Annotated in this window: 21 protein-coding genes; 4 read left to right on the plus strand and 17 right to left on the minus strand. The window is 66.2% G+C overall.

Annotated elements, in window-relative coordinates; all coding sequences use genetic code 11:
- Positions 1 to 29: 29 nt before the first annotated feature.
- Positions 30 to 728, plus strand: coding sequence for a pirin family protein (locus AC07NI_RS06620; protein WP_494616970.1), 699 nt, complete (start codon positions 30 to 32; stop codon positions 726 to 728).
- Positions 729 to 819: 91 nt separating this feature from the next.
- Positions 820 to 1,419, plus strand: coding sequence for an NAD(P)H:quinone oxidoreductase (gene wrbA, locus AC07NI_RS06625; RefSeq protein ID WP_494616973.1), 600 nt, complete (start codon positions 820 to 822; stop codon positions 1,417 to 1,419).
- Positions 1,420 to 1,536: 117 nt separating this feature from the next.
- Here the strand turns inward: wrbA and AC07NI_RS06630 are convergent, their stop codons facing one another.
- The 4 genes from AC07NI_RS06630 to ppdK all read right to left on the minus strand — a co-directional run bounded on the left by AC07NI_RS06630 (position 1,537) and on the right by ppdK (position 6,445).
- Positions 1,537 to 2,451 (minus strand): DUF4861 family protein, encoded by a 915-nt coding sequence (locus AC07NI_RS06630; RefSeq protein ID WP_494616976.1) that lies wholly within the window; start codon positions 2,449 to 2,451, stop codon positions 1,537 to 1,539.
- An 18-nt stretch (positions 2,452 to 2,469) separates the two neighbouring features.
- Positions 2,470 to 2,916: a heme-binding protein gene (locus AC07NI_RS06635; protein WP_494616978.1), complete on the minus strand. Its 447-nt coding sequence runs from the start codon at positions 2,914 to 2,916 to the stop codon at positions 2,470 to 2,472.
- Positions 2,917 to 3,001: 85 nt separating this feature from the next.
- Entirely contained in the window at positions 3,002 to 3,664 is a 663-nt protein-coding gene (locus AC07NI_RS06640; RefSeq protein ID WP_494616982.1) for an SAM-dependent methyltransferase, read from the minus strand.
- A 93-nt stretch (positions 3,665 to 3,757) separates the two neighbouring features.
- Complete coding sequence (ppdK, locus tag AC07NI_RS06645; RefSeq protein ID WP_494616985.1) at positions 3,758 to 6,445, minus strand: pyruvate, phosphate dikinase; 2,688 nt, start codon at positions 6,443 to 6,445, stop codon at positions 3,758 to 3,760.
- Between the two features lie 319 nt (positions 6,446 to 6,764).
- On the opposite strand from ppdK, the gene AC07NI_RS06650 reads away from it, so the two are divergent.
- The gene (locus tag AC07NI_RS06650; RefSeq protein ID WP_494618303.1) at positions 6,765 to 7,313 is read left to right on the plus strand and encodes a GNAT family N-acetyltransferase; all 549 of its coding nucleotides are present in this window, start codon (positions 6,765 to 6,767) and stop codon (positions 7,311 to 7,313) included.
- Here the strand turns inward: AC07NI_RS06650 and AC07NI_RS06655 are convergent.
- From AC07NI_RS06655 to flbT, 13 genes are all read right to left on the minus strand, one after another.
- The gene (locus tag AC07NI_RS06655) at positions 7,310 to 8,143 is read right to left on the minus strand and encodes a hypothetical protein (RefSeq protein WP_494616987.1); all 834 of its coding nucleotides are present in this window, start codon (positions 8,141 to 8,143) and stop codon (positions 7,310 to 7,312) included. The two genes, AC07NI_RS06650 and AC07NI_RS06655, sit on opposite strands and share 4 nt — an antisense overlap.
- 10 nt (positions 8,144 to 8,153) lie before the next feature.
- Positions 8,154 to 8,849 (minus strand): hypothetical protein, encoded by a 696-nt coding sequence (locus AC07NI_RS06660; RefSeq protein ID WP_494616991.1) that lies wholly within the window; start codon positions 8,847 to 8,849, stop codon positions 8,154 to 8,156.
- A gap of 183 nt (positions 8,850 to 9,032) precedes the next feature.
- Complete coding sequence (gene ssb, locus AC07NI_RS06665) at positions 9,033 to 9,545, minus strand: single-stranded DNA-binding protein (RefSeq protein WP_494616993.1); 513 nt, start codon at positions 9,543 to 9,545, stop codon at positions 9,033 to 9,035.
- A gap of 159 nt (positions 9,546 to 9,704) precedes the next feature.
- The gene (locus AC07NI_RS06670; RefSeq protein WP_494616995.1) at positions 9,705 to 10,097 is read right to left on the minus strand and encodes a hypothetical protein; all 393 of its coding nucleotides are present in this window, start codon (positions 10,095 to 10,097) and stop codon (positions 9,705 to 9,707) included.
- A gap of 20 nt (positions 10,098 to 10,117) precedes the next feature.
- Positions 10,118 to 10,804: a hypothetical protein gene (locus tag AC07NI_RS06675; RefSeq protein ID WP_494616996.1), complete on the minus strand. Its 687-nt coding sequence runs from the start codon at positions 10,802 to 10,804 to the stop codon at positions 10,118 to 10,120.
- A 58-nt stretch (positions 10,805 to 10,862) separates the two neighbouring features.
- Positions 10,863 to 13,730, minus strand: coding sequence for a hypothetical protein (locus tag AC07NI_RS06680; protein ID WP_494617000.1), 2,868 nt, complete (start codon positions 13,728 to 13,730; stop codon positions 10,863 to 10,865).
- A 79-nt stretch (positions 13,731 to 13,809) separates the two neighbouring features.
- Positions 13,810 to 14,364, minus strand: coding sequence for a UDP-4-amino-4,6-dideoxy-N-acetyl-beta-L-altrosamine N-acetyltransferase (gene pseH, locus AC07NI_RS06685; protein ID WP_494617002.1), 555 nt, complete (start codon positions 14,362 to 14,364; stop codon positions 13,810 to 13,812).
- Positions 14,365 to 14,441: 77 nt separating this feature from the next.
- On the minus strand, positions 14,442 to 15,278 hold the full coding sequence (locus AC07NI_RS06690) for a flagellin N-terminal helical domain-containing protein (protein ID WP_494617003.1): 837 nt from the start codon (positions 15,276 to 15,278) through the stop codon (positions 14,442 to 14,444).
- 183 nt (positions 15,279 to 15,461) lie between these two features.
- The gene (locus AC07NI_RS06695; protein WP_494617005.1) at positions 15,462 to 15,797 is read right to left on the minus strand and encodes a hypothetical protein; all 336 of its coding nucleotides are present in this window, start codon (positions 15,795 to 15,797) and stop codon (positions 15,462 to 15,464) included.
- Between the two features lie 109 nt (positions 15,798 to 15,906).
- Entirely contained in the window at positions 15,907 to 16,731 is an 825-nt protein-coding gene (locus AC07NI_RS06700; RefSeq protein WP_494617007.1) for a flagellin, read from the minus strand.
- Positions 16,732 to 17,008: 277 nt separating this feature from the next.
- Positions 17,009 to 17,833: a flagellin gene (locus AC07NI_RS06705; protein WP_494618305.1), complete on the minus strand. Its 825-nt coding sequence runs from the start codon at positions 17,831 to 17,833 to the stop codon at positions 17,009 to 17,011.
- A 284-nt stretch (positions 17,834 to 18,117) separates the two neighbouring features.
- Positions 18,118 to 18,480 (minus strand): flagellar biosynthesis regulator FlaF, encoded by a 363-nt coding sequence (gene flaF / locus AC07NI_RS06710; protein ID WP_494617010.1) that lies wholly within the window; start codon positions 18,478 to 18,480, stop codon positions 18,118 to 18,120.
- On the minus strand, positions 18,440 to 18,865 hold the full coding sequence (flbT, locus tag AC07NI_RS06715; protein WP_494617012.1) for a flagellar biosynthesis repressor FlbT: 426 nt from the start codon (positions 18,863 to 18,865) through the stop codon (positions 18,440 to 18,442). Before flbT ends, flaF begins: the two co-directional genes overlap by 41 nt.
- A gap of 198 nt (positions 18,866 to 19,063) precedes the next feature.
- Between flbT and AC07NI_RS06720 the strand changes: the two genes are divergently transcribed.
- Entirely contained in the window at positions 19,064 to 20,857 is a 1,794-nt protein-coding gene (locus AC07NI_RS06720) for a tetratricopeptide repeat protein (RefSeq protein ID WP_494617014.1), read from the plus strand.

Consider the following 20,857-nt stretch of genomic DNA (forward strand, 5'->3'; position numbering starts at 1 on the left):
GCACCAGAGGGTACAGAAAGGTTAGAGCCATGATCGACCGCAGACCGTTCGACAAGCTTGGCGGCGCCAACCACGGTTGGCTCAATGCCAAGCACCACTTCTCGTTCGCCAGCTACTACGACCCCAAGAACATGAACTGGGGTGCGCTGCGGGTCTGGAACGACGACGAGATCGCCCCCAACACCGGCTTCCCGCCGCACCCGCATAGCGACATGGAGATCATCACCTATGTCCGCGACGGCGCGATCACCCACCAGGACAACCTGGGCAACAAGGGCCGCACCGAGGCCGGCGACGTCCAGGTGATGAGCGCGGGCACGGGCATCCGTCACTCGGAATACAACCTCGAGCCGGAAACCACCCGGATCTTCCAGATCTGGATCGAGCCCAAGACCTTCGGCGCGGCTCCCTCGTGGGGCGCCAAGCCGTTCCCGAAGGGCGACCGCTCGGGCAAGTTCGTGACCCTGGCTTCGGGCTTCGCCGATGACGCCGACGCCCTGCCGATCCGCACCGACGCCCGCGTCCTGGGCGCGACGCTGAAGGCCGGCGAAAGCACCACCTACGCCCTGGGCAAGGACCGCAGCGGTTACCTGGTCCCGGCCGTGGGCACGGTTGAAGTCAACGGCGTCAAGCTGAACGCCCGTGACGGCGCCGGCATCAAGGACGAGGACGTGATCACCGTCACGGCCCTGGAAGACGCCGAACTGGTCCTGGTCGACGCCGCCTAACCGCGACGGGACCGTTCAAGAAACCGGCGCGAGGAACCGCGATACCTCGCGCCGACCTTCTACTTCCACAACCATTCCCAAGGAGGCCGTGATGGCCAAGGTTCTCGTCCTCTACTACTCGTCGTACGGCCACATCGAGACCATGGCCAAGGCCGTGGCCGAAGGCGCCCGCGACGCCGGCGCGACCGTCGACATCAAGCGCGTGCCGGAAACCGCCCCGCTTGAGGTGGCCAAGAACGCCCACTTCAAGCTCGACCAGGAAGCCCCGGTGGCTTCCATCGCCGATCTGGCCGACTACGACGCGATCATCGTCGGCACGGGCACGCGCTTTGGCCGCATGAGCTCGCAGCTGGCGGCGTTCCTCGACCAGGCCGGCGGCCTGTGGGCCCGCGGCGCCCTGCACGGCAAGGTCGGCGGCGCGTTCACCTCGACCGCCACCCAGCATGGTGGCCAGGAGACCACCCTGTTCTCGATCATCACCAACCTGCTGCACTTCGGCATGGTGATCGTCGGCATGGACTACGGTCACGCCGGTCAGATGACCCTGGATGAAGTCACCGGCGGCAGCCCCTACGGCGCCACCACCATCGCCGGCGGCGACGGCTCGCGTCAGCCCAGCGAGAACGAGCTGGTCGGCGCCCGCTACCAGGGCCGCAAGGTCGCCGAGACCGCCATCAAACTGCACGGCTGATCCTCTCCCCCAAGGATCCAAAGCCGCAGCCGGTCGCCCGCACCCTCCCCCCAGGCGGGCGACCCACGAACCGCTCCGAGGCTCCCCTCCGCCTCGGGGCGGTTTTTCGTTTGGAGGCTAGTGCGTCGGGTCGAAGTCGGCCTTCGCGCCCGTGACATAGGCGTCCCACTCGGCCGGCGAGTGGAAGTCCAGGCCCTTATCCCAGGCCGCGCCCATATAGTAGACGAACGGCTTGCCGGGCTCGACCTTGATCAGGACCAGGTAGTTGTCGAAGTCCTGGCGCACCTCGACGACCGACTTGGGGTCGACCATCAGGGCGATGGCCATCGAGCCCTTTTCCGGATCGGCCGGCTCCCAGAAGGTCACGCGGCCGGGGGCCAGGTCCTTCTTGAATACGCCCGAGCTATTGCCGCGCTTGCGCTTGGTGATGCCGATGCCGACCACCAGCGGGCCGGGCTTGTCGGAGCTGATAGTCGAGACCATCCGCGTGAAGTTGGTGCCCAGCGGCAGGGTGAAGGTCCGCGTCTCCCAGACCTTGCGATCCACATCGACCGGCCACGGCGCGTAGTCGACGCTGAACTTGGCCACGTCCGGGCCGTTCTGGATCAGCTTCCAGGCGGACCAGTTGCGCGAAGTCCACAGCTTGTTGTCCTGCCAGATCCCGAGACCGCCGGCGCCGCGGCCGGTGCCGACGTCGTAGAAATCCAGGCCCTCGCCGTGGTTCTGGTGCTGGTCGCCGGTCTTCAGCTGTCGATCCATATAGGGCCAGCGCTCGCTCTTGCCCCAGGCGTCGATGCCCGAGGTCGAGGGCGGCTCGGCCTTCTCCAGGTCGCGGCTGTAGATCCGGTGCGCCGTGCGATCGTTTTCCCAGAGGATGTCGTTGAAGCGATACGGGGCCAGGACGACGGCGGCGCGCGGCTTCTGGCCCTCGGCGTCGGGCTTATCCAGCGGCTTGGCGGGGCCATGCTCCTGGGCGTAGGCCGCGCTCAGCGACAGCGTCAGGGCGGCGGCGAGGACCAGGGTCTTCTTCATGTCAGACGCTCTCTGCACTCAGTGGAAATGGGGGAACTTGGCTAGGGCCGCGCGAGCGCACAGGTCGGCGGTCTCGTGCGTGGTGTCGGCGATCGCCAAGCCGCCGATGACCGTGGTCCCGACGTGCAGCGGCAGCGAGCCGGCGTGCGGGTTCAGGTGGTCGGGATCGGCCTTGATCTTGGCGGCGAAGTCCGGATCGGCCTTCTCGCGCGGCTCCATGACGCTGCCGGGCTGGTCGAAGACCACGGCGGCGTTGGCCTTGCGCGGCGCGGCGATCGGCGGCTTGGGGCTCTGCTCGTCGCGCAGGACGACCAGCGGATTACCCTGGGCATCGACGACAGCGGCGGAAACATGCGCGCCCTTGGCGGCGCAGGCGTCGATCGCGGCCTTGGCCAGATCGATCGCTGTGGGAAGGCTCAGGGGCTGCGCCGCTACGCTCGCCGTGAAAGCCAGGATCGCCAACATCGTGCTTCCTCCCAGAAGTCTCTCTTCCGGATATAGCGCGCGCCGAAAATTGGTCTAGCCAAAATATCGAATTGGATAATGCGGATTATGAACCCTTCGTCCGCACCACGGCGACCAGCCAGCCGCCGCCCCACGGGGTGTTGATCACCGCCTCGTCCAGGACCTCGCCCATCGCTTTCAGGCGATGCCACAGCCGCAGCGGCTTCAGGGCTAGCCACATGGTCAGGCCAACCGCGCCGCCGACCTTGAGGTTCGGCGCGTAGTGGGCGACAAGGTCCTCGACCTCGCCCAGATGCTCGATGCACTCGGAAAAGACCACGATGTCGAAAGTCTCGTCGGTCTGGAACGTGCGGCCGTCGCCCAGCAGCATCTTGACCTCGCCGATGGCGATCTCGGGCGCCAGACGCATCTCGCCGCGCTCGATCGCTGGCTTGGAGAAGTCGACCCCGACATAGCGGGCCGGCCGGTGGGCGCGCAGGGCCTCGAAGAACACCCCCTCGCCCGCCCCGATCTCCAGCACGCGCGGATTGGGCCAGCGGTCGGCAATCATGGCGGCCAACAGGCGGTGATGGTGGCGCTGCTCGGAGCGGTTCAGGCGGTCGTAGATACCGTCCTGGTACTCGGCGTCCCACTTCTCGACCGGCGCGGCGACGATCGGCTTGTGCCGCTTGCGCATGAACAGCTCGCCCAGCGCGGGACGATCCAGCGAGAGCAGCTCCGTGAACCGGCGCCAGCGCATGTAGGCCATTGAAATTCCCCCGAGTCCCCACACCCCGGATAGGAAAAGGGCCCGGCGCTGTCCAGCGCCGAGCCCCTCAAATCAGGCCTTGTTGGCTGATCCCTACTTCCTGTTGGCCAGCGCCGCCTGCGCCGCCGCCAGACGCGCGATCGGCACGCGGTAGGGCGAGCACGACACGTAGTCGAGACCGACCTTCTCGCAGAAGCTGATCGAGGCCGGATCGCCGCCGTGTTCGCCGCAGATGCCCAGCTTGACGTCCGGACGTTCGGCGCGGCCACGCTCGGCGGCGATGCGGATCAGGTCGCCCACGCCTTCCTGGTCGAGGCTGACGAAGGGGTCCTTTTCGAAGATGCCCTTGTCGATATAGGCGCCCAGGAACTTGCCGGCGTCGTCGCGGCTGATGCCGAACGTCGTCTGGGTCAGGTCGTTGGTGCCGAAGCTGAAGAACTCGGCGTTCTGGGCCAGATCGCCGGCGCGCAGGGCGGCGCGCGGCAGCTCGATCATGGTGCCGACCGTGTACTTGAGGTCCACGCCTTGCTCTTCCAGCACCGCCTTGGCGACGCGGTCGGTCAGGTCGCGCAGGTACTTCATCTCCTCGCCCTTGGCGACCAGCGGGTGCATGATCTCGGGGACGGGAGCAGCCTTGCCCGACTTGGCGATCTCGCAGGCCGCTTCCAGGATGGCGCGGACCTGCATCTCGTAGATCTCGGGATACGAGACGCCCAGACGGCAGCCGCGGTGGCCCAGCATCGGGTTGGTCTCGTGCAGCTCCTTGGCGCGGCGCAGCAGCTTGGCGGCGTCCAGCCCCGTGGCCTCGGCCACGGCTTCGACGTCTTCCTCGGTGTGCGGCAGGAACTCGTGCAGCGGCGGATCCAGCAGGCGGATCGTGACCGGCAGGCCTTCCATGATCGTGAAGAGCTCGACGAAGTCGGCCTTCTGGAACGGAGCGATCTTGGCCAGCGCGGTGCGGCGGCCCTTCTCGTCGTCGGCCAGGATCATTTCGCGCACGGCGGCGATCCGGGTGTCGTCGAAGAACATGTGCTCGGTGCGGCACAGGCCGATGCCCTCCGCGCCGAACTGGCGGGCGGTCTTGGCGTCCAGCGGCGTCTCGGCGTTGGCGCGCACCTTCAGGCGGCGGACCTCGTCGGCCCAACCCATCAGCGTGGCGAAGTCGCCGGTCAGCTCGGGCTCGATCATCTTCGGCGCGCCGGCCAGGATCTCGCCGGTCGAGCCGTCGATGGTGATGATCTCACCGGCCTTGAACTCACGCCCACGGACCCGGAACAGGCCTTCCTTGGGGAAGATCGACACGTCGCCGGCGCCGGAGACGCAGGGACGACCCATGCCGCGCGCCACGACGGCGGCGTGGCTGGTCATGCCGCCCCGGGCCGTGATGATGCCGCGCGCGGCGTGCATGCCGTGGATGTCCTCGGGCGAGGTCTCTTCACGCACCAGGATGACGGCTTCGTTGTTGGCGTTGGCCTTCTCGGCCGCGTCGCTGTCAAAGACGATCTTGCCGGTCGCCGCGCCGGGCGAGGCCGGCAGGCCCGTGGTGATCACGTCGCGATGGGCGGTCGGGTCGATGGTCGGGTGCAGCAACTGGTCCAGCGAAGCAGGTTCGACGCGGCCGACGGCCTCTTCCTTGCTGATCACGCCCTCGGCGGCCATGTCCACGGCCGTCTTCAGCGCGGCCTTGGCGGTACGCTTACCGTTGCGGGTCTGCAGCATGTAGAGCACGCCGCGCTCGACGGTGAACTCGATGTCCTGCATGTCGCGATAGTGACGCTCCAGCGTCTCCACGACCGACTTGAACTGACCGAACACCTCCGGCATCGCCTCTTCCATCGAGGGAGCGACGTCGCCCATTTCCTCGCGGGCGGCCTTTGTCAGGGACTGCGGCGTGCGGATGCCCGCCACCACGTCCTCGCCCTGGGCGTTGATCAGGAACTCGCCGTACAGGCGGTTGTCGCCGTTCGACGGGTTGCGGGTGAAGGCCACGCCCGTCGCCGAGGTGTCGCCCATATTGCCGAACACCATCGACTGGATGTTCACGGCCGTGCCCCAGCTCTCGGGGATGTCGTGCATGCGGCGATAGAACTTGGCGCGGTCGTTCATCCAGCTGGCGAACACGGCGCCGACGGCGCCCCACAGCTGCTCCTGGGCGTCCTGCGGGAACGGCTTGCCCAGCTGGTCGCGTACGGCGTTCTTGTAGTCCTTGATGACCTCGGCCCAGTCGTCGGCGGTGAGGCCGGTGTCGACATGGACGTCCAGGCGATCCTTGTGGTCGTCGAGGATCTCCTCGAACATGTGGTGCTCCAGATTGAGCACGACGTTCGAGTACATCTGGATGAAGCGGCGATAGCTGTCATAGGCGAAGCGTCGGTCGCCCGACAGCTTGGCCAGGCCTTCGACGGTCTCGTCGTTGAGGCCCAGGTTCAGCACCGTGTCCATCATGCCCGGCATCGAGGCCCGGGCGCCCGAGCGCACCGAGACCAGCAGGGGGTTTGCGACGTCGCCGAACGTCTTGCCGGTCAGTTCCTCGACCTTGGCCAGGCCGGCGGCGACCTGCTCGGTCAACTCGGCCGGGTACTGCTTGCCGTTCGAGTAATAGTGAACGCAGGCCTCGGTGGTGATCGTGAAGCCCGGCGGCACCGGCAGGCCCAGGGACGACATCTCCGCGAGATTGGCCCCCTTCCCGCCCAGCAGGTTCTTCATCGAAGCGTCGCCGTCGGCGCCGCCTCCACCGAATGCATAAACCCAACGGGCCTTGGTCAAAGTCTCAACCGGCATATGTTCTCACCCTGCGATCAGTGAAGATGGCCGCGCCTCTCTTTGGAGGTCGTCTCGCCCTGGAACAGCACTGCTTTGTCGTGATCCCGCAGTGCAATATCCGGGCGTCTCAGTAGCACCTCGCCCAAGAACGCGTCCACTGGCGCTTCGCGTTCCCGGCCTCCACAAGAGAATTCGGCAAATATTTCCAATGACAACGTTGTCCGTCCGGGCGACTTGGCGAGCTTTCGGGCAATCGCGCCGCAAATCCGCGACTTGGGACGAAAGCGGACGATTGTGGCGGCTTGTCTTCGCGCTGCGAGATGCTTCCATGGCGTGCATGGAACCGCACATCGTCCGACTCGGCCCCTCCTCGGGAATGTCCCGGAATGACGCGGACGCCATCGCCGACCTGCACACCCGCAGCCGCCAGGTCGCCTATCGCGGACTCTATGGCGACGCCTATCTGGACCACGAGCTGTTCGACGTTTCGCGGGCGACGTGGCGAAAGCGGTTCGAGGATTTCGACCCGACCACCGACCTGATCCTGGCGGCGATGGACGGCGGCGAACCGGTGGGCCTGGCCTATGCCTCGTTCCGGCTGAACCCGGAGGTCGGCCTGCTGATCGACAACCTGCACGTCGCGCCCGAGCGCAAGGGCGGCGGCCTGGGCACGGCGATGCTGGCCGAGGTGGCGCGGTGGCTGATCGATGAGCACGCCGGCGCGCCGCTGCATCTGGAAGTCTACGCCCCGAACGCCGACGCGTTGGGCTTCTACATCCGCAAGGGCGGCGTCGAGACGGCCCGCTATCGCGAGACCGCGCCGGGCGGTCGCGAGGTCGACGTCGTGCGCTACCGCTGGGAGCGGCCGCGCGACCTGCTGGGCTAGCGCTCCAACTCCATGGCCATGCCCTCGGCCAGGGCGACCACCTGGTCAGGGGCCAGCCGATCCGTCTTCAGCTTGTAGAGCGCGCGCAGATAGGCGCGGTCGGAGGCCGTCATCCGCTTGGGCCCGTCCGGCTCGGCGAACAGGTTCAGGATCGAGGCCTGGTCGGGCTGGACGACGTCGGGGCGGATATCGGCCAGAGCGATCATGCTGACATAGTCCGCCAGAGCCCCGATCTCGACGCCGTCGGTCTTGCGCGCGTCCACCACCACCAGGCTGTAGTACAGCCGGCTGGCGCTGGTCTGGACGATACGGCTGTCTGGCGCCCGCATCGACTGGACGCTGCTGCTACTGTCCGAGAGCGCGCCATAGGCCGGGACATCGTCGGTATAGCTCACCCAGCGTACGGGGCTGGAATTGGCCTTGAAGCGGTCGATGCGGGGCATCGCGATCCGGTCGTAGCGGATCTTGCCGCGACGGCGCGCCTGATCGAGCATGGCCCTGGGCTCACGCGAGAACAGGATCATCAGGTTGGGATAGCAGGTCTCGGACGCGAACTGCAGGCCGACCTCATCCGCCACCTCGCGCAGGCGCGAGCGGACATAGCGGTCCACGTCCTTGCCGGCGCCGGCCACGATGGGACACAGCACCTGTATGCGTCGGCTGATCATGCCATCCGACAGCGCGGTCGCGGCGCGGACATAGCTCAGCGTCCGGTCGCGATTGGCGCCCTTGACCACCATGGTTTCCGAAACCAGCGGCGGAGGCTCCTGGGCCGCCGCCGCCAGGGGAACGAATGCGGCCAGGATCAGGCCGAGCAACCAAGACCGCATGCGTCCTCGCCTATCGAGCGCGGTAGACGGTGCGCAGATAGGCGCGGTCGGCGTCGGTCATGGCCTGCGGAGCGCCATTGGCGTCGTCGAACAGGTTCATGATCGAGTTGTCCGGCGCCGCGCGATTGTGGACGTCGGCCAGCGAGACCATGGTCACATAGTCGGCCAGGGCCGAAACCTTGACGTCGGCGGCCTTCTTGGCGTCGACCACGATCAGCGAGTTGTAGGGGCGCGCGTCCCGCGTCTTCATCCCGGGCGTGGCGCTGCCGTGCATCCAGCGGACCGGCTGGGTGCTGGACTTGAACTGCTGGGCCTTCTCGGCCGGTACGCCGTTATAGTTGAAGCGCTTGGTGCGCGCGGCCTCGGTCATCAGCTCATCGGGGTCGGACGAGAACAGCACGACCACGTTGGGCTCGCAGGAATAGTGCGCGTATTCCGCGCCGACATCCTCGGCGACCTGGCGCATGCGCGAGGCGACGTAATTGTTGACCTCGGCCGACGCGCCGCGGACCAGCGGGCACACGCCCTGACGGGCGCCGCCGGTCCGGCCGTTCCGCAGTCGTCCCATCTCGATCTGGAGACCATTTTCCCGGGCCGCATCGCCCGCCATGGTGCCGTCGAAGTTGCCGTACCGCTGCTGTGCGGAAACGGCCGGCGCGGTCGCCAGCAGGGCCAGCACACCGATACCCAGAAGCACTTGTCGCATCGCGCATCCTCCTAAGATGTGGGAAGGAGAACACAACCTCTGACTGAGGACAAGCTTGTAACGTCACCGAAACGAAAGCGGCGGGCGACCGTCCCCGGATCGCCCGCCGCTGCCCCCGTGGAGGGCCGTCGTCGGCTCTAGATGGCCAGCCGTACGGCTTTCCACATTGCTTGGCCGCCAGGCCTAGAACGGGATTTCGTCGTCCAGGTCGGCCGAGAAGCTCTCGCGCGGACCGCTGGGCTGGCTGCGCGGGGCGCCGCCGCCGAAGTTGCCGCCGCCACCGCCGCCCGAATAGCCGCCGCCGTACTCGTCGCCACCGCCCGACGAAGCGCCGGCGCCATCGCCGCGGCCGCCCAGCATGGTCAGTTCGCCACGGAACTTCTGCAGCACGATTTCAGTCGAGTACTTCTCGACGCCGGTGTTGTCGGTCCACTTGCGGGTCTGGATCGCGCCCTCGATGTAGACGGTCGAGCCCTTGCGCAGGTACTGCTCGGCGACCTTCACCAGGTTGTCGTTGAAGATCACGACGCGGTGCCACTCGGTCTTTTCCTTGCGCTCGCCGCTGGTGCGGTCGCGCCAGGTCTCGGACGTCGCGATGCGGAGATTGGCGACGCGGTCGCCGGAACCGAGGCTGCGGATCTCGGGATCGGCCCCGAGATTGCCCACCAGAATGACCTTGTTGACGCTGCCCGCCATCACTTGACCTTGCTCTCGCCCGGCGACCCTCGCGCCGGAATCTGGAGCGAGACGTTAACGACAGCTTACGATGCGCGCAAGTTTTGTTCTCGGAACGTTCTTGTGGACGGGAAAGACGGCTGTGGACGGACAAACCGCCCTACCCGCCTCCCGCCAAGTCTATTGCCGGCGAATGGCGCCCGGCACGGCCAGGCGGCCGTCGCCCGTGCGGACCAGCGACATGAAGCGCGGGCCTTCATAGGTCTGGCCGACATAGATGCCTTCCTTCTCCAGGAAGATGAACGAGCCCTGATAGGCGCCGACCATGCCGACGCTGTTGGACTGGCCCATGCGCACGAAGCGGATGCGCACGCCTTCCAGCGTGGCCGCGCACTCTTCCATCTGCGGCACGTTCCGGGCCACCGGGTTGTAGCGCAGCGTGCCGTCCTTGTTGGTCGCCACCTGGAAGCAGACGCCCTGCTCGAACGGCGCCTTGGTCTGCTTCTCGCAGCCCGACAGGGCAAGGCTGGAAACGGCCAGGACGGCGGCGACGGCGAGGACGGTCTTGCTCATGGATTACACTTATAAACCTATCAGCCGTTCGGGATAGAGCAGTTGGGGCCCTGATCGAACGCGGTGTGGAAGCTGCGGTTGTCCGACGAGATCTCGACGCGGCCCGGCACCAGGCGCAGCGTTTCCTCGCCCCAGCGGCCGTAGGTGGCGCCGCCGGTCTTCTCGCAGCGGCCGCCGTACAGCTGCTGGGCGCAGGCGTTCAGGGTGATGTCGCCCGGCAGGCGGCGCCACTCGTTGCCAGCATAGCGCCAGCAGGCGGCCAGTGGCGTGTTGGTCGAGGCGTTGGTCGTCGCGCTGGGCGTCGTGGCCGGGGTCGGCGCGGTCGCGGCGGGCGCGGTGACGGTCGGGGTCGGCGGCAGCGGCGTCAGGACCGTGCCGGCCTGGTCGGCGGCGGCCAGGGCGCCCGTCTCATCGACGCCGACATCCAGGGCCCCGGTGGCCACGCCGTTCTTCTTGGCGCACTCGGCCAGGGTGATCTCGCCAACGAAAGTCCCGCCGACGAAGCAGCGCAGCGGCCGGGCGGGGTCCAGCTTGCTGTCGTCGTCGCGTCCGGTCTCGACGATCAGGCCCGCGCGCGAGGCCGGCGGGGCCTCGTCCGGCTTCTTGTCGTGGCCCGACATCAGGGCCACGGCGATGCCAAGACCCGCCAGCAGCGCGAGCGCCGCGCCGCCGCCGAGGATGATCCGTCGATCTTTCAGAAAGTCCATGGCCCCTGGCTACGACGCGTCGATGACGCTTTCAAGCTCAACGGGCCAGAAATGGGGCTTAACCGCCGCCCGTCAGGCGGCTGAGCGCGGCCTGGTAGTTGGCCAGCTGGTTGGTCAGATAGGCCGGCACCGTGCCGTCGGTCTTGCCCGGCTTGCTCGGGTCATCGCTCTTGACGCCCATGGCCGTGTCGGCGATCTCGCGATAGGCGCTGCGCACCGACGACATGGCGCGCTGGATGACCATGGTGGCGTTCTTGCGCCCCGCGTCGGACGTCAGGTCCAGCTCCGCCGGCAGGCTGAGGCCGTAGACCGGGCCGCCACCGTCGGCCGAGACCTGCTTGCCGTGGTCATCCTTGGTGGCGCGCACGACGCCGCCAGCCAGGCCCAGGGCGCTCAGCACGTCGGTGCCGCCCTTGCCCGCCACGATCTCGATCGTCGAGGTGTTGGAGGCCGGGCTAATCTTCAGCACGCGGCTGTTGCCGCTGATGGCGGTCTCGACCTTGGCGCGCGAGCCCGACGCCTTCTTGATCTTGTCGGCCAGGGTCTCAAGCGTGTCGTTGGCCTCGATGGTGATCGTGGCCAGGTTGCCGCGCTCGCGGGTGCGAATCTGGAAGGTGTCGCCGGCCCGGGCCGCCGTCGACGAGACGATGCGGTCGGACTGGGTGAAGCTCATGGTCCCGGCCGGCAGGCCCAGGGCGTCCAGCGACGAGGCGCCGGTCTTGGCCACGGCCACCGAGGTCGGGGTCGCATAGCCGTCCTTGCCGGTCAGGTGCTGGCTCCAGTCGACATTGCCCGTGCCGACATTGACCTGGGCGACATAGCCGTCCTTGGTCCCGACCGTCGTCGTGCCGTCCAGGTTCTTGCCCGCAGAGCCGACCAGCCAGGCCGTGCCGTTCGCGACGTCGAAGCCGGTGACCGTGTCGTCACCTGTCCCGCCGTAATAGGTCAGCGCGTCGTTGCTGTTGTTGGACAGGTCCAGCGACATGCGGCCGACGAAGGCGTCCATGCCGCCCCCGGCCGCGCCCGTGGAGCCGCCGATCGACATGGCGCCATTGGCCGTGGAGCCGCCGACATAAAGCTGGCCGCCGTCGATCCTCAGTCCGACCAGGTCGCCGCCCGCCAGCGAGCCCAGGTCGCGCGAGGCACCGGCCGTGACCGTGGCGGTCTTGGTGTAGGTCACCGGCACGTTCTGATAGGCGCCGTACTGGTCCACCTGCCGGACGGTCTCGGTCACGACATTGGCCGAGACGTCGAAGCTGCGCAGCTTGGCCGAGCCGTTCTCCTTGGAGCCGACGATGACCTGAGAGCCGTTGACGACGATGTCCGAGACGCTGTCGTTCTCGGTCGTGCCGAATTTCTGGGTGAACAGCGCCTTGGGCTGGCCCGCCGAGTCGGTGGCGAAGGCGGTCAGATAGGCGTCGTAGCCGCCGCTGGGGTCCGTGCCGACCGCGCCGGGCAGGTCCGACTTGCTGCGGCCGCCGACATAGAGGACGCCGTCCGAGCCGAACGCCAGGGCCGTGGCCTCGTCTTCCTGCAGGCCGCCGCGGCGCACCGTCCACTGCTCGTCGCCCTTGGCGTCGTAGCGCGTGACGAAGCTGTCGCTGGTCGTGCCGGTGTCGCCGCTGTTGATCGGGCCGTTGACCGCGCCATTCAGACGACCGGTGACCGAGCCGGCCACCGCGACGCTGCCGTCGTCGCCGACGGCCAGGGACAGGCCGTTGGCCTCGTCGGTCGCGCCCAGGGTGCGGGCGTATAGCAGTTGGCCGGCGCTGTCGTACTTCAGCAGCGCGACGTCGCTCTCGCCCTTGATCGGCTGGCCGTTGAGGTCGAGCTTGCCATCGACCTGGGTGTCGACGTCGGCCAGCATGTAGACCGAGCCGTCCGCGCCGGTCACCGACTTGCGGACGCTGTTGATCGTGCCCTGCAGGGTCTCGGTGAACACCTTGCCGCCCGGCGCGCCGGCGTTGGCGCCGCCGCCCGTCCCGGCCGCGCTGTACTTGGTCAGGGTGTTTTCGTACTTGGCGTCGTCGGTCGCCGAATTCTTGTCCGGATCCGGATCGCCGGCCTTGGTCGTGACATAGACCGCCGGGGCCGTCGTCGGGGCGCTGAAGGTCACCTGCTCGGTGATGTCGCCGTTGACCTTCATGGCGAAGTCGTCGCCGGTGGCCGGCAGGGTCACGGGCTTGCCGCTGACCTGGACCGTCTGCGCCTGGCCCGCCGTGCGCTGCACCGAGAAGCTGGTGTGCAGCCCGGCGGCCTTCATCTTGCCGTTCATGTAGCTGACGACGTTGGACATGGTCCGGGGCGTCGAGCCCATCTCGGACAGGTCCATGGTGATGTTCGAGGTGACGCCGAAGCTCTTGACCGCGACACTGAACGACACGTCGCCCTTGAACCGCGGCACTTCGTCGTCGGCCTGGCCGGTATAGAGCTTGTCGGTCGTATAGGTGGTGTTGCTCTTCGGGACGCCGACCGTGGCCTTGTCGCTGGTCATCACCGCGCCGGTGGTCAGGCGCATCTGATCCAGGGACAGCCCTTGGACGTAGGTGCTGACCTCGCCCAGGCCGCGGGTCAGGGAGGTCTGCAGGCGCTTGATCTCGCCGTCCGTCTGGCCCTTCTGCCCTGCCTCGGTGATCAGGGCCGCCATGGTGGAGAGCGCCTGGTACGAGGCGAACAGCTTCTTGTAGTCGGGACTGACGCCCTTGAGGCTGGAGGCGCTGGCGTCTTCGTCGACGAACTTGCGGCCGTTCAGCGCCGAGCGGACCTGATCGCTGGCCTTGGGCGCGTCGCCCAGCCACGGCGCGTTCGGCACGACGGCCTTCTTGCCGCCCGAGGCCGTGGTCGCCGTTGCAGCCGCGGCAGCACCCGTCACGCCCGCGCGGGCCTGATAGTAGCTGAGCAGGATGCTGGAATCGAAGCTGATCACGACCTGTTCCGATCGAGGCGCAAATGTCCCCGCTGGTACCCTTGCCAGAGGATCGCTGACGACTCGTTAATACTCGACCTTAAGCGGCGATAAGGTTTGCGTCGGACAGCGCCTTGCGGGCGCCTTCTCGAAGCTCCGCCCACTCCGAGGCCAGGATGCCCAGCAGCACGACGTCGCGCGCCTCGCCGCCCTTCAGCACGTGGCCGCGGAGGTAGCCCTCGCGGCGGAAACCGGCGGCGGACTGCGCCTTCAGCGCCGCGTCATTGTCGGCCATGACCTCGGCGAACACCTTGTGCAGGCCAAGCTCGCCAAAGGCCAGATCCAGGCCCAGCACCTGGGCGGCGCGACCGACGCCCCTGCCCCGCGCCTCGGCCGAGCCTAGGAACCAGTGCAGGCTGGCGCGACGGTGATGACTGCCAAGGCCCGTCAGGGTGATCAGGCCCATCGGCGCGTCGACGCGTGTGATCATCCAGCCGCGCATGTCGGGATCGGCGCGCAGAGCATCGAACCAGGCCGCGTGGGCCTCGCGGCTCGGCAGCTCGGCGTCCGACATCCAGCGGTCGACCTCCGGTTCGGAGCGCCACTGAAAGAGGATCGCCTCGTCCTCGTCCCGCAAGTCGCGAAGTTCGATCATACCCGCCGCCGATTCCCCGGTTCACCCAGCGTGAGCTTAGCCCGCGCGTGCGACAGGACCTAGCGCCCGGACGGCGCTTAGCCGCCCTTGAACAGCGACAGGATGATCTGCGGCGCGCCGTTGGCGATCGACAGGGCCTGGGCGCCCAGCTGCTGCTTGACCTGCAAGGCCTGCAGGCGCGCGCTTTCCTTGGCCAGGTCGGCATCCACAAGGTTGCCAACGCCCGTCTCGAGCACGTCGTTCAGCCGGCCCACGAAGGTGTTGTGGGCGTCGATCTGCTTGGCCTGGGTGCCGATATTGCCGACCGCCTGGTTGATCGCCGTCATCGACGTTTCGAGGCGCTGGAACACCGCGTCGGCATTGGCCGGCGTCAGGATGTCGTCGGCGGTCGTCAGCGTGTTGATCGTGCCGCCCAGCGACAGGTTCTGCAGCGACAGCGTGATGGCCTGGGCCGCATCGGCGTCGGCCAGGAACTGCATGTCGGCGGCCTGGCTGCCGTCCAGCAGGTTGGCGCCGTCGAAGACCGCGCTCTTCACGACCTGGTCCAGGTTCTTCAGCAGACCCTGGAAGTCGGCGTTCAGCGAGGTCCGCGAGCTGGTGGTCAGCGAGGTGTCCTTGGCGGCCACCACCTTCTCACGCAAAAGCTTCAGGAGATCCGAGATCGAGTCGCCGGCGGCCAGGGCCACGTCGGCGATCGAAGTCGCGCGATCCAGGCTCATCTTGACCGCGCCCAGGGCGCTCATGTCGCCGCGCTGTTCCTGCGCGATCGACCAGATCGCCGCGTTGTCCTTGGCGGTCGAGATCGATTCACCCGTGTTAATACGGGTCTGCACCGACTGCATGTCGTCGTTGGTGCGGTTCAGATTCTGCAGCGCGATCAGCGCGGGCTGGTTCGTGTTGACGCTCAGCGTCATGCGCGGCCTCCGGTCGGCTTTTGCCGTTGGTTGCGATCGCGCGTGATTCGACGAGCGATCTGGTCGCCGTCGAAATTGGGGTCAGAAGGTAAGATTATGGTTAACGCAAATAAACCATATCCATTTACGCCTGCGACCCGCCGTCACACCCCACCCTAGAGACTGGCTCCAGGGTGGTTCGGACTAGGCCTGGCCGTCGTAGACGTCGCCGGACGCGTAGGTGTCCGCCTGACGCAGCTTCAGGATCTGCTCGCGCGGAAACTGCTGCAGCGTCTCGCCGGTCCGGCGGTCGACGGTCTTGTAGACATACTCGCCGGAGTCGTCGTCCTGCTCGATCACCAGGCGCAGATCGCCGGGTTGCGGACCGTCGTCGACCGGCGGAGCCGGCTCATGCTCGATCGGCGCAGCAGCCGGAGCCGAAACGACGTTCGCGCCCTCGGACAGGTCCGGGGCGGGCGAAGCGGGAGCGGTTGAAGCGGCGAAGTCTCTGATCGCCGACAATGCGGCCTTGGGTTCCATTTTCTAACTACCGGCTTTGCGGGCCGGCCCTCCTCCTATGTTTCTCGTTACCCACCGATCATGAGGAAAGAAGGAGGCGAGCCACGCGGGCCCGCCTCCTCCCCGTTCCTTAGCGGAACAGGCTCAGGATCGACGACGTGGATTGGTTCGCGATCGACAGCGCCTGCACGCCCAGCTGCTGCTTGGTTTGCAGCGACTGCAGCTTGGCGCTTTCCTTGGCCAGGTCGGCGTCCACCAGGTTGCCGACACCGGCGTCCAGGCTGTCTTGCAGCTTGCCGATGAAGGTCAGGTGGGTGTCGAGACCGGTCGCGGACGTACCCAGCGAAGCCAGCTTGTTGGTGGCGGTGCCGATGGCCTTGTCGACTTCAGCGATCATCGTCTTGGCCGACGAGACCGAGGTGAAGGTGTTGTTCCCGGTCGTCAGGCCGAGACCGTCCAGGTTCAGCGTCTGGGAAGTCACGGTGAAGCCCGTGCCGTCCGAGTTGGCCAGGAAGGTCATCTTGGTGGTGCTGCCGTTGGCCAGGCTGGCGCCGTTGAACTTGGCGTTGTCGGCGGCCTTCTGGACCTGCAGGCGCAGCGAGTCGAAGTCCGACTTCAGCGCGTTGAACGAGGCGGTGTTCAGCGAGGTGTCGGAAGCGGCCAGGGCCTTTTCCTTCATCTTCGACAGCAGGTCGGTGATGGTGTCGCCAGCGGCCAGGGCCACGTCGATCGTCGACTGGCCGCGCTGCAGCGAGTCCTTCACCGAATTCAGGGACGACGAGGTCGCGTTCTGAATCTTGGACATGGCCCAGATGGCGCCGTTGTCCTTGGCGTTACCGACCTTCTTGCCGGTGTTGATGCGTTGCTGAACGGTGCTCAGCTCGCTGTTCGTGGTGTTGAGGTTTTGCAGGGCGATCTGAGCGCCGGCGTTCGTATTGATGCTATTCAGCGGCATACGAGTAGGTTCCTTTTCAAGGTATCCGACGCCATTTTGGCTGCCGGGAGCATTTTGCTCGAAAAGGTCTGTAGCAATTGCCGGGCCAAAACTTCCTAGCGGCAACGCTTGGGATAAATCACTGAAATAACTGCATTATAGGTCTGTTAATGACGAAAGCCCCCGGCAATTTCTGCCGGGGGCTTTCGGTCATAGGCAATTGTTGCCGGGCACATAATGCGCACCCAGCAGGAAAGAGGCGCCGGACGGCTTTTGACGGCCGTCCGGCGTATCGGGCTCACCCCTTGAACAGCGACAGGATCGTCTGCGGGCTCTGATTGGCGATCGAGAGCGCTTGGACGCCCAGTTGCTGCTTGGTTTGCAGCGACTGCAGCTTGGCGCTTTCCTTCGCCAGGTCCGCGTCGACGAGGTTACCCACGCCGGCGTCCAGGCTGTCCTGCAGCTTGCCAACGAAGGTCAGGTGCGTGTCCAGACCGGTCGAGGCAGTGCCCAGGGAAGACAGTTTGTTCGTCGCCGTCTGCAACGCGTTGGTCATGACCGTGATCATGTCCTTCGCCGTCGAGGCCGTCGTGAAGGTGTTGCTGCCGGTCACCAGACCAAGACCCACGAGACCCAGGTTTTGCGCCTGGACCGTGAAGTTGCCCCCGTCCGAGTTGGCCAGGAAGCTGATCTGGGCCGTCGAACCGTCCGCCAGGCTGACGCCGTTGAACTTCGCGTTTGCCGCAGCCTTTTCGATCTGGTTGCGGAGCGACTCGAAGTCCGACTTCAGCGAGTTGAACGAGGCGGTGTTCAGCGAGGTGTCGGAAGCGGCCAGGGCCTTTTCCTTCATCTTGCTGAGCAGATCGGTGATGGTGTCGCCTGCCGCGAGAGCAACATCGATCGTCGACTGACCGCGCTGGAGCGAATCCTTCACGGCGTTCAACGAGCTCGAGCTCGCGCTCTGCATCTTGGCCATCGACCAGATCGCGCCATTGTCCTTGGCGGTTCCAACCTTCTTGCCGGTGTTGATACGGCTCTGGGTGGTGGCGAGCTCCGTGTTGGTTGAGTTCAGGTTTTGGAGCGCAATCATCGCGCTCGGGTTCGTGTTGATCGAGTTCAGCATTTGATACCTACCGTTTTGGTGGGATTTATCCGGCGTACTGCCGGGCGGGCGTTTTGCCCGCACGAACCATCGCAAGCGCCGGGCCAACCGAACCGAATTCGGGGCCAGAAACTAAGATGCTGATTTTATTGGATTTAGTTCGTAGCTAGGGCCGAAAACGAAACCGCCCGGCGAATGCAGGATTCGCCGGGCGGCAGGTTTTTCCGGAGCTGGTAGGCAAGACGTTCAGTCTTGCGAAGTTCGAAGAATCAGGCCGCGTCGGCGCGCCTTATCTCAAGAGAAGGTCAGGCCGCGTCGGCGCGGCTGGCCAGCCCCTGCATCATCATGCGGTTGATCTCGATCAGGGGCTCGAAGTCCTCCTCTTTGCGCATCACTGCGCTGGAGTGACGGCCGACCCACAGGCTCAGCGAGATGATGCCGGCCCGGAGATCCTTGGGCAGCTGGTTGTCGGGCAAGGAACAATCGGTCGCCAAGGCCGACCAGACCTTGCGATTCCAATCCAATGCATCGATCCGCGTGGAAATGTCGTCCACCGGGGCCTGCGACGCGTCCATCAGGGCGCGCGTCACCTGCCCAAACAGGCGGTACTCCATTTCACGGGGATTCTCAGCCCGCGTCGCCGCCTGCTGATAGGCCCGAAGAGACATGCCCCAACCTCTCGTCTTCGTATTCAATCAACTTACGGCTCAACATCAGAGCCTTGTAGTACTCACGCGCCATCACGTGCTTCGAAATGGCGATGCAGTCCTGCAGAACCACAGGATTGCGCACAACTCCCATAAATTCGTTAAGGCGACCCGCGAAGTCCTCAAAGAACTTCTCGGCTGCGCCCTCGTCGAGGTACATCATCATCACCGGGAAATAGATCCGACGCGCGGGCGTCGTGACCTGATCCGGCTGCATGATGTCCTTCTCGCGGAGGACAGAGGCCTTGTTCTGGAGCACCAGAACCCCGCGCCGATCCCCGTTCTGGACCACGGCGCCGTTGAGAACGAATTTTTCGCCGGGCTTCAGCGACAACTTCAAAGGCACTTAAGGCCGCTCCTGGGTTGACGCCGCTTCGCCCGGTTCCGTCATGACGACGGGTTGGACGCGAAGCTAGGCGAACATCTGTTAACGTCGTCTTGCCGCAATTCACGCCGCCTTGCGACCTTAAGACGCGGCTTAGGACTCAATTAAACTTAGCCTCTCAAAACATGGTTAATAACAAAGTCCCCGGATCGGTCCGCCATGTCCAACAAAAGCGCCTTCGACGCGTCCATTAGCGCCGCCAGCCAGGCCGATATCGGCGCCCTGCCCGTCAAGCCGGGCCAGATCGTCAGGGCCATGGGCGATTCGGCGTCGGCCGATTCCCTGGAACGGCTGAAGCAGGCGGCGCAGGACCTGAAGAACGCCGAGAACGCCAAGGCCGTTAAGACGGCGATCCTGGCGGTGCATGCGCACGACTACGCCAAGGCCGAGAAACTGGCCCTGAAGATGCTCAAGAAGGACGATCAGTTCGGCCTGGCATGGCACATCCTGGCCATCTCGCGCGAAAAGCAAGGCGACTACGGCTCCTCGCTTCGCTGCTACGAGGCCGCGCTGAGCCTGCTGAGCGACCACACTTCGGTCGCCGGCGATCTTGGGCGTCTGGCGTTCCGCATGAACATGGTCGACTTCGCGGCCAAGTTCTTCGCGCACTACCGACTGGCCCGGCCCAACGACATCGAGGCCGCCAACAACCTGGCCTGCGCCCTGCGCGAGCTGCATCGCGAAACCGAAGCGATCGACGTGCTCAAGGTCGCCCTCGCCATCAATCCCGAGGCCACGGCCCTCTGGAACACTCTGGGCACGGTGCTCTGCAATCTGGGCGACCCCGGCGGCTCTCTCGTCTTCTTCGACGAGGCCCTGCGCCTGATCCCCACGCACAGCAAGGCGCTCCACAACCGCGCTTACGCCAAGGCGGATCTCGGCGACATCGAAGGCGCCCTGATCGACAGCGAGGCCGCGATGCGGTCATCCCAGGACCCCATCGACCTGACGCTCATGGAATTCGCCCGCGCCACGCTGCTGCTGGCCCTGGGCCGCATCGCCGAGGGCTGGGAGTCGTACGAGACTCGCTTCTCGCCGGAAGTCTCCGACGCCCCGATGTTCCACATCCCCGCCACCCGCTGGGCGGGTGAGGACCTCAAGGGCAAGACCCTGATGGTCATCGCCGAACAGGGCCTGGGCGACGAGGTGATGCTCTCCAACATGCTGCCCGACATCCTCGAGATGCTCGGCCCGGACGGCAAGCTGACCCTGGTGGTCGAGCGCCGCCTGATACCGCTGTTCGAGCGCACCTACCCAGGCGTCGAGGTCAGCGCTCACCGGACGATGCAGCACGAAGGCCACATCTACCGCACCGCGCCGGACATCGAGCATTGGGAGCGCTTCGACTGCTGGGCCGTGCTGGGCGATTTCCTGCGCGTCACGCGCAACGCGATCGAGGCCTTCCCGAAGGACCGCAAGTCGTTCCTGACGCCCGATCCGGAACGGGTCGCGTACTGGAAGGCCGAGCTCGACAAGCTGGGTCCCCAGCCCAAGGTCGGCCTGTTGTGGAAGAGCCTGAGCCTGAAGGGCGACCGAGCCCGTCAGTTCTCGCCGTTCCAACTCTGGGAGCCGGTGCTGAAGACCCCGGGCGTCACGTTCATCAACCTGCAGTACGGCGACTGCGAGGAAGAACTCGCCATGGCCAAGGACAAGTTCGGCGTCGAGATCTGGCAGCCGCCGGGCCTGGACCTGAAGCAGGACCTGGACGATCTGACCGCCCTGTGCGCCGCGGTCGACCTGATCATCGGTTTCTCCAACGCCACCACCAACCTTGGGGGCGCGGCGGGGGCGCCGCTCTGGATGCTGACCGCCCCGTCGGTGTGGACCAAGCTCGGGACCGACGCCTATCCCTGGTATCCGCAGGCGCGGGTGTTCTCGCCGCCGGAACTGGGCCAATGGGCGCCCGCGATGGCCGAGGTCGCCGAAGCGCTGGCCCAGAAGGTCGCCGGCTAG

It is taken from the genome of Caulobacter sp. GW821-FHT10E02 (assembly GCF_059415225.1).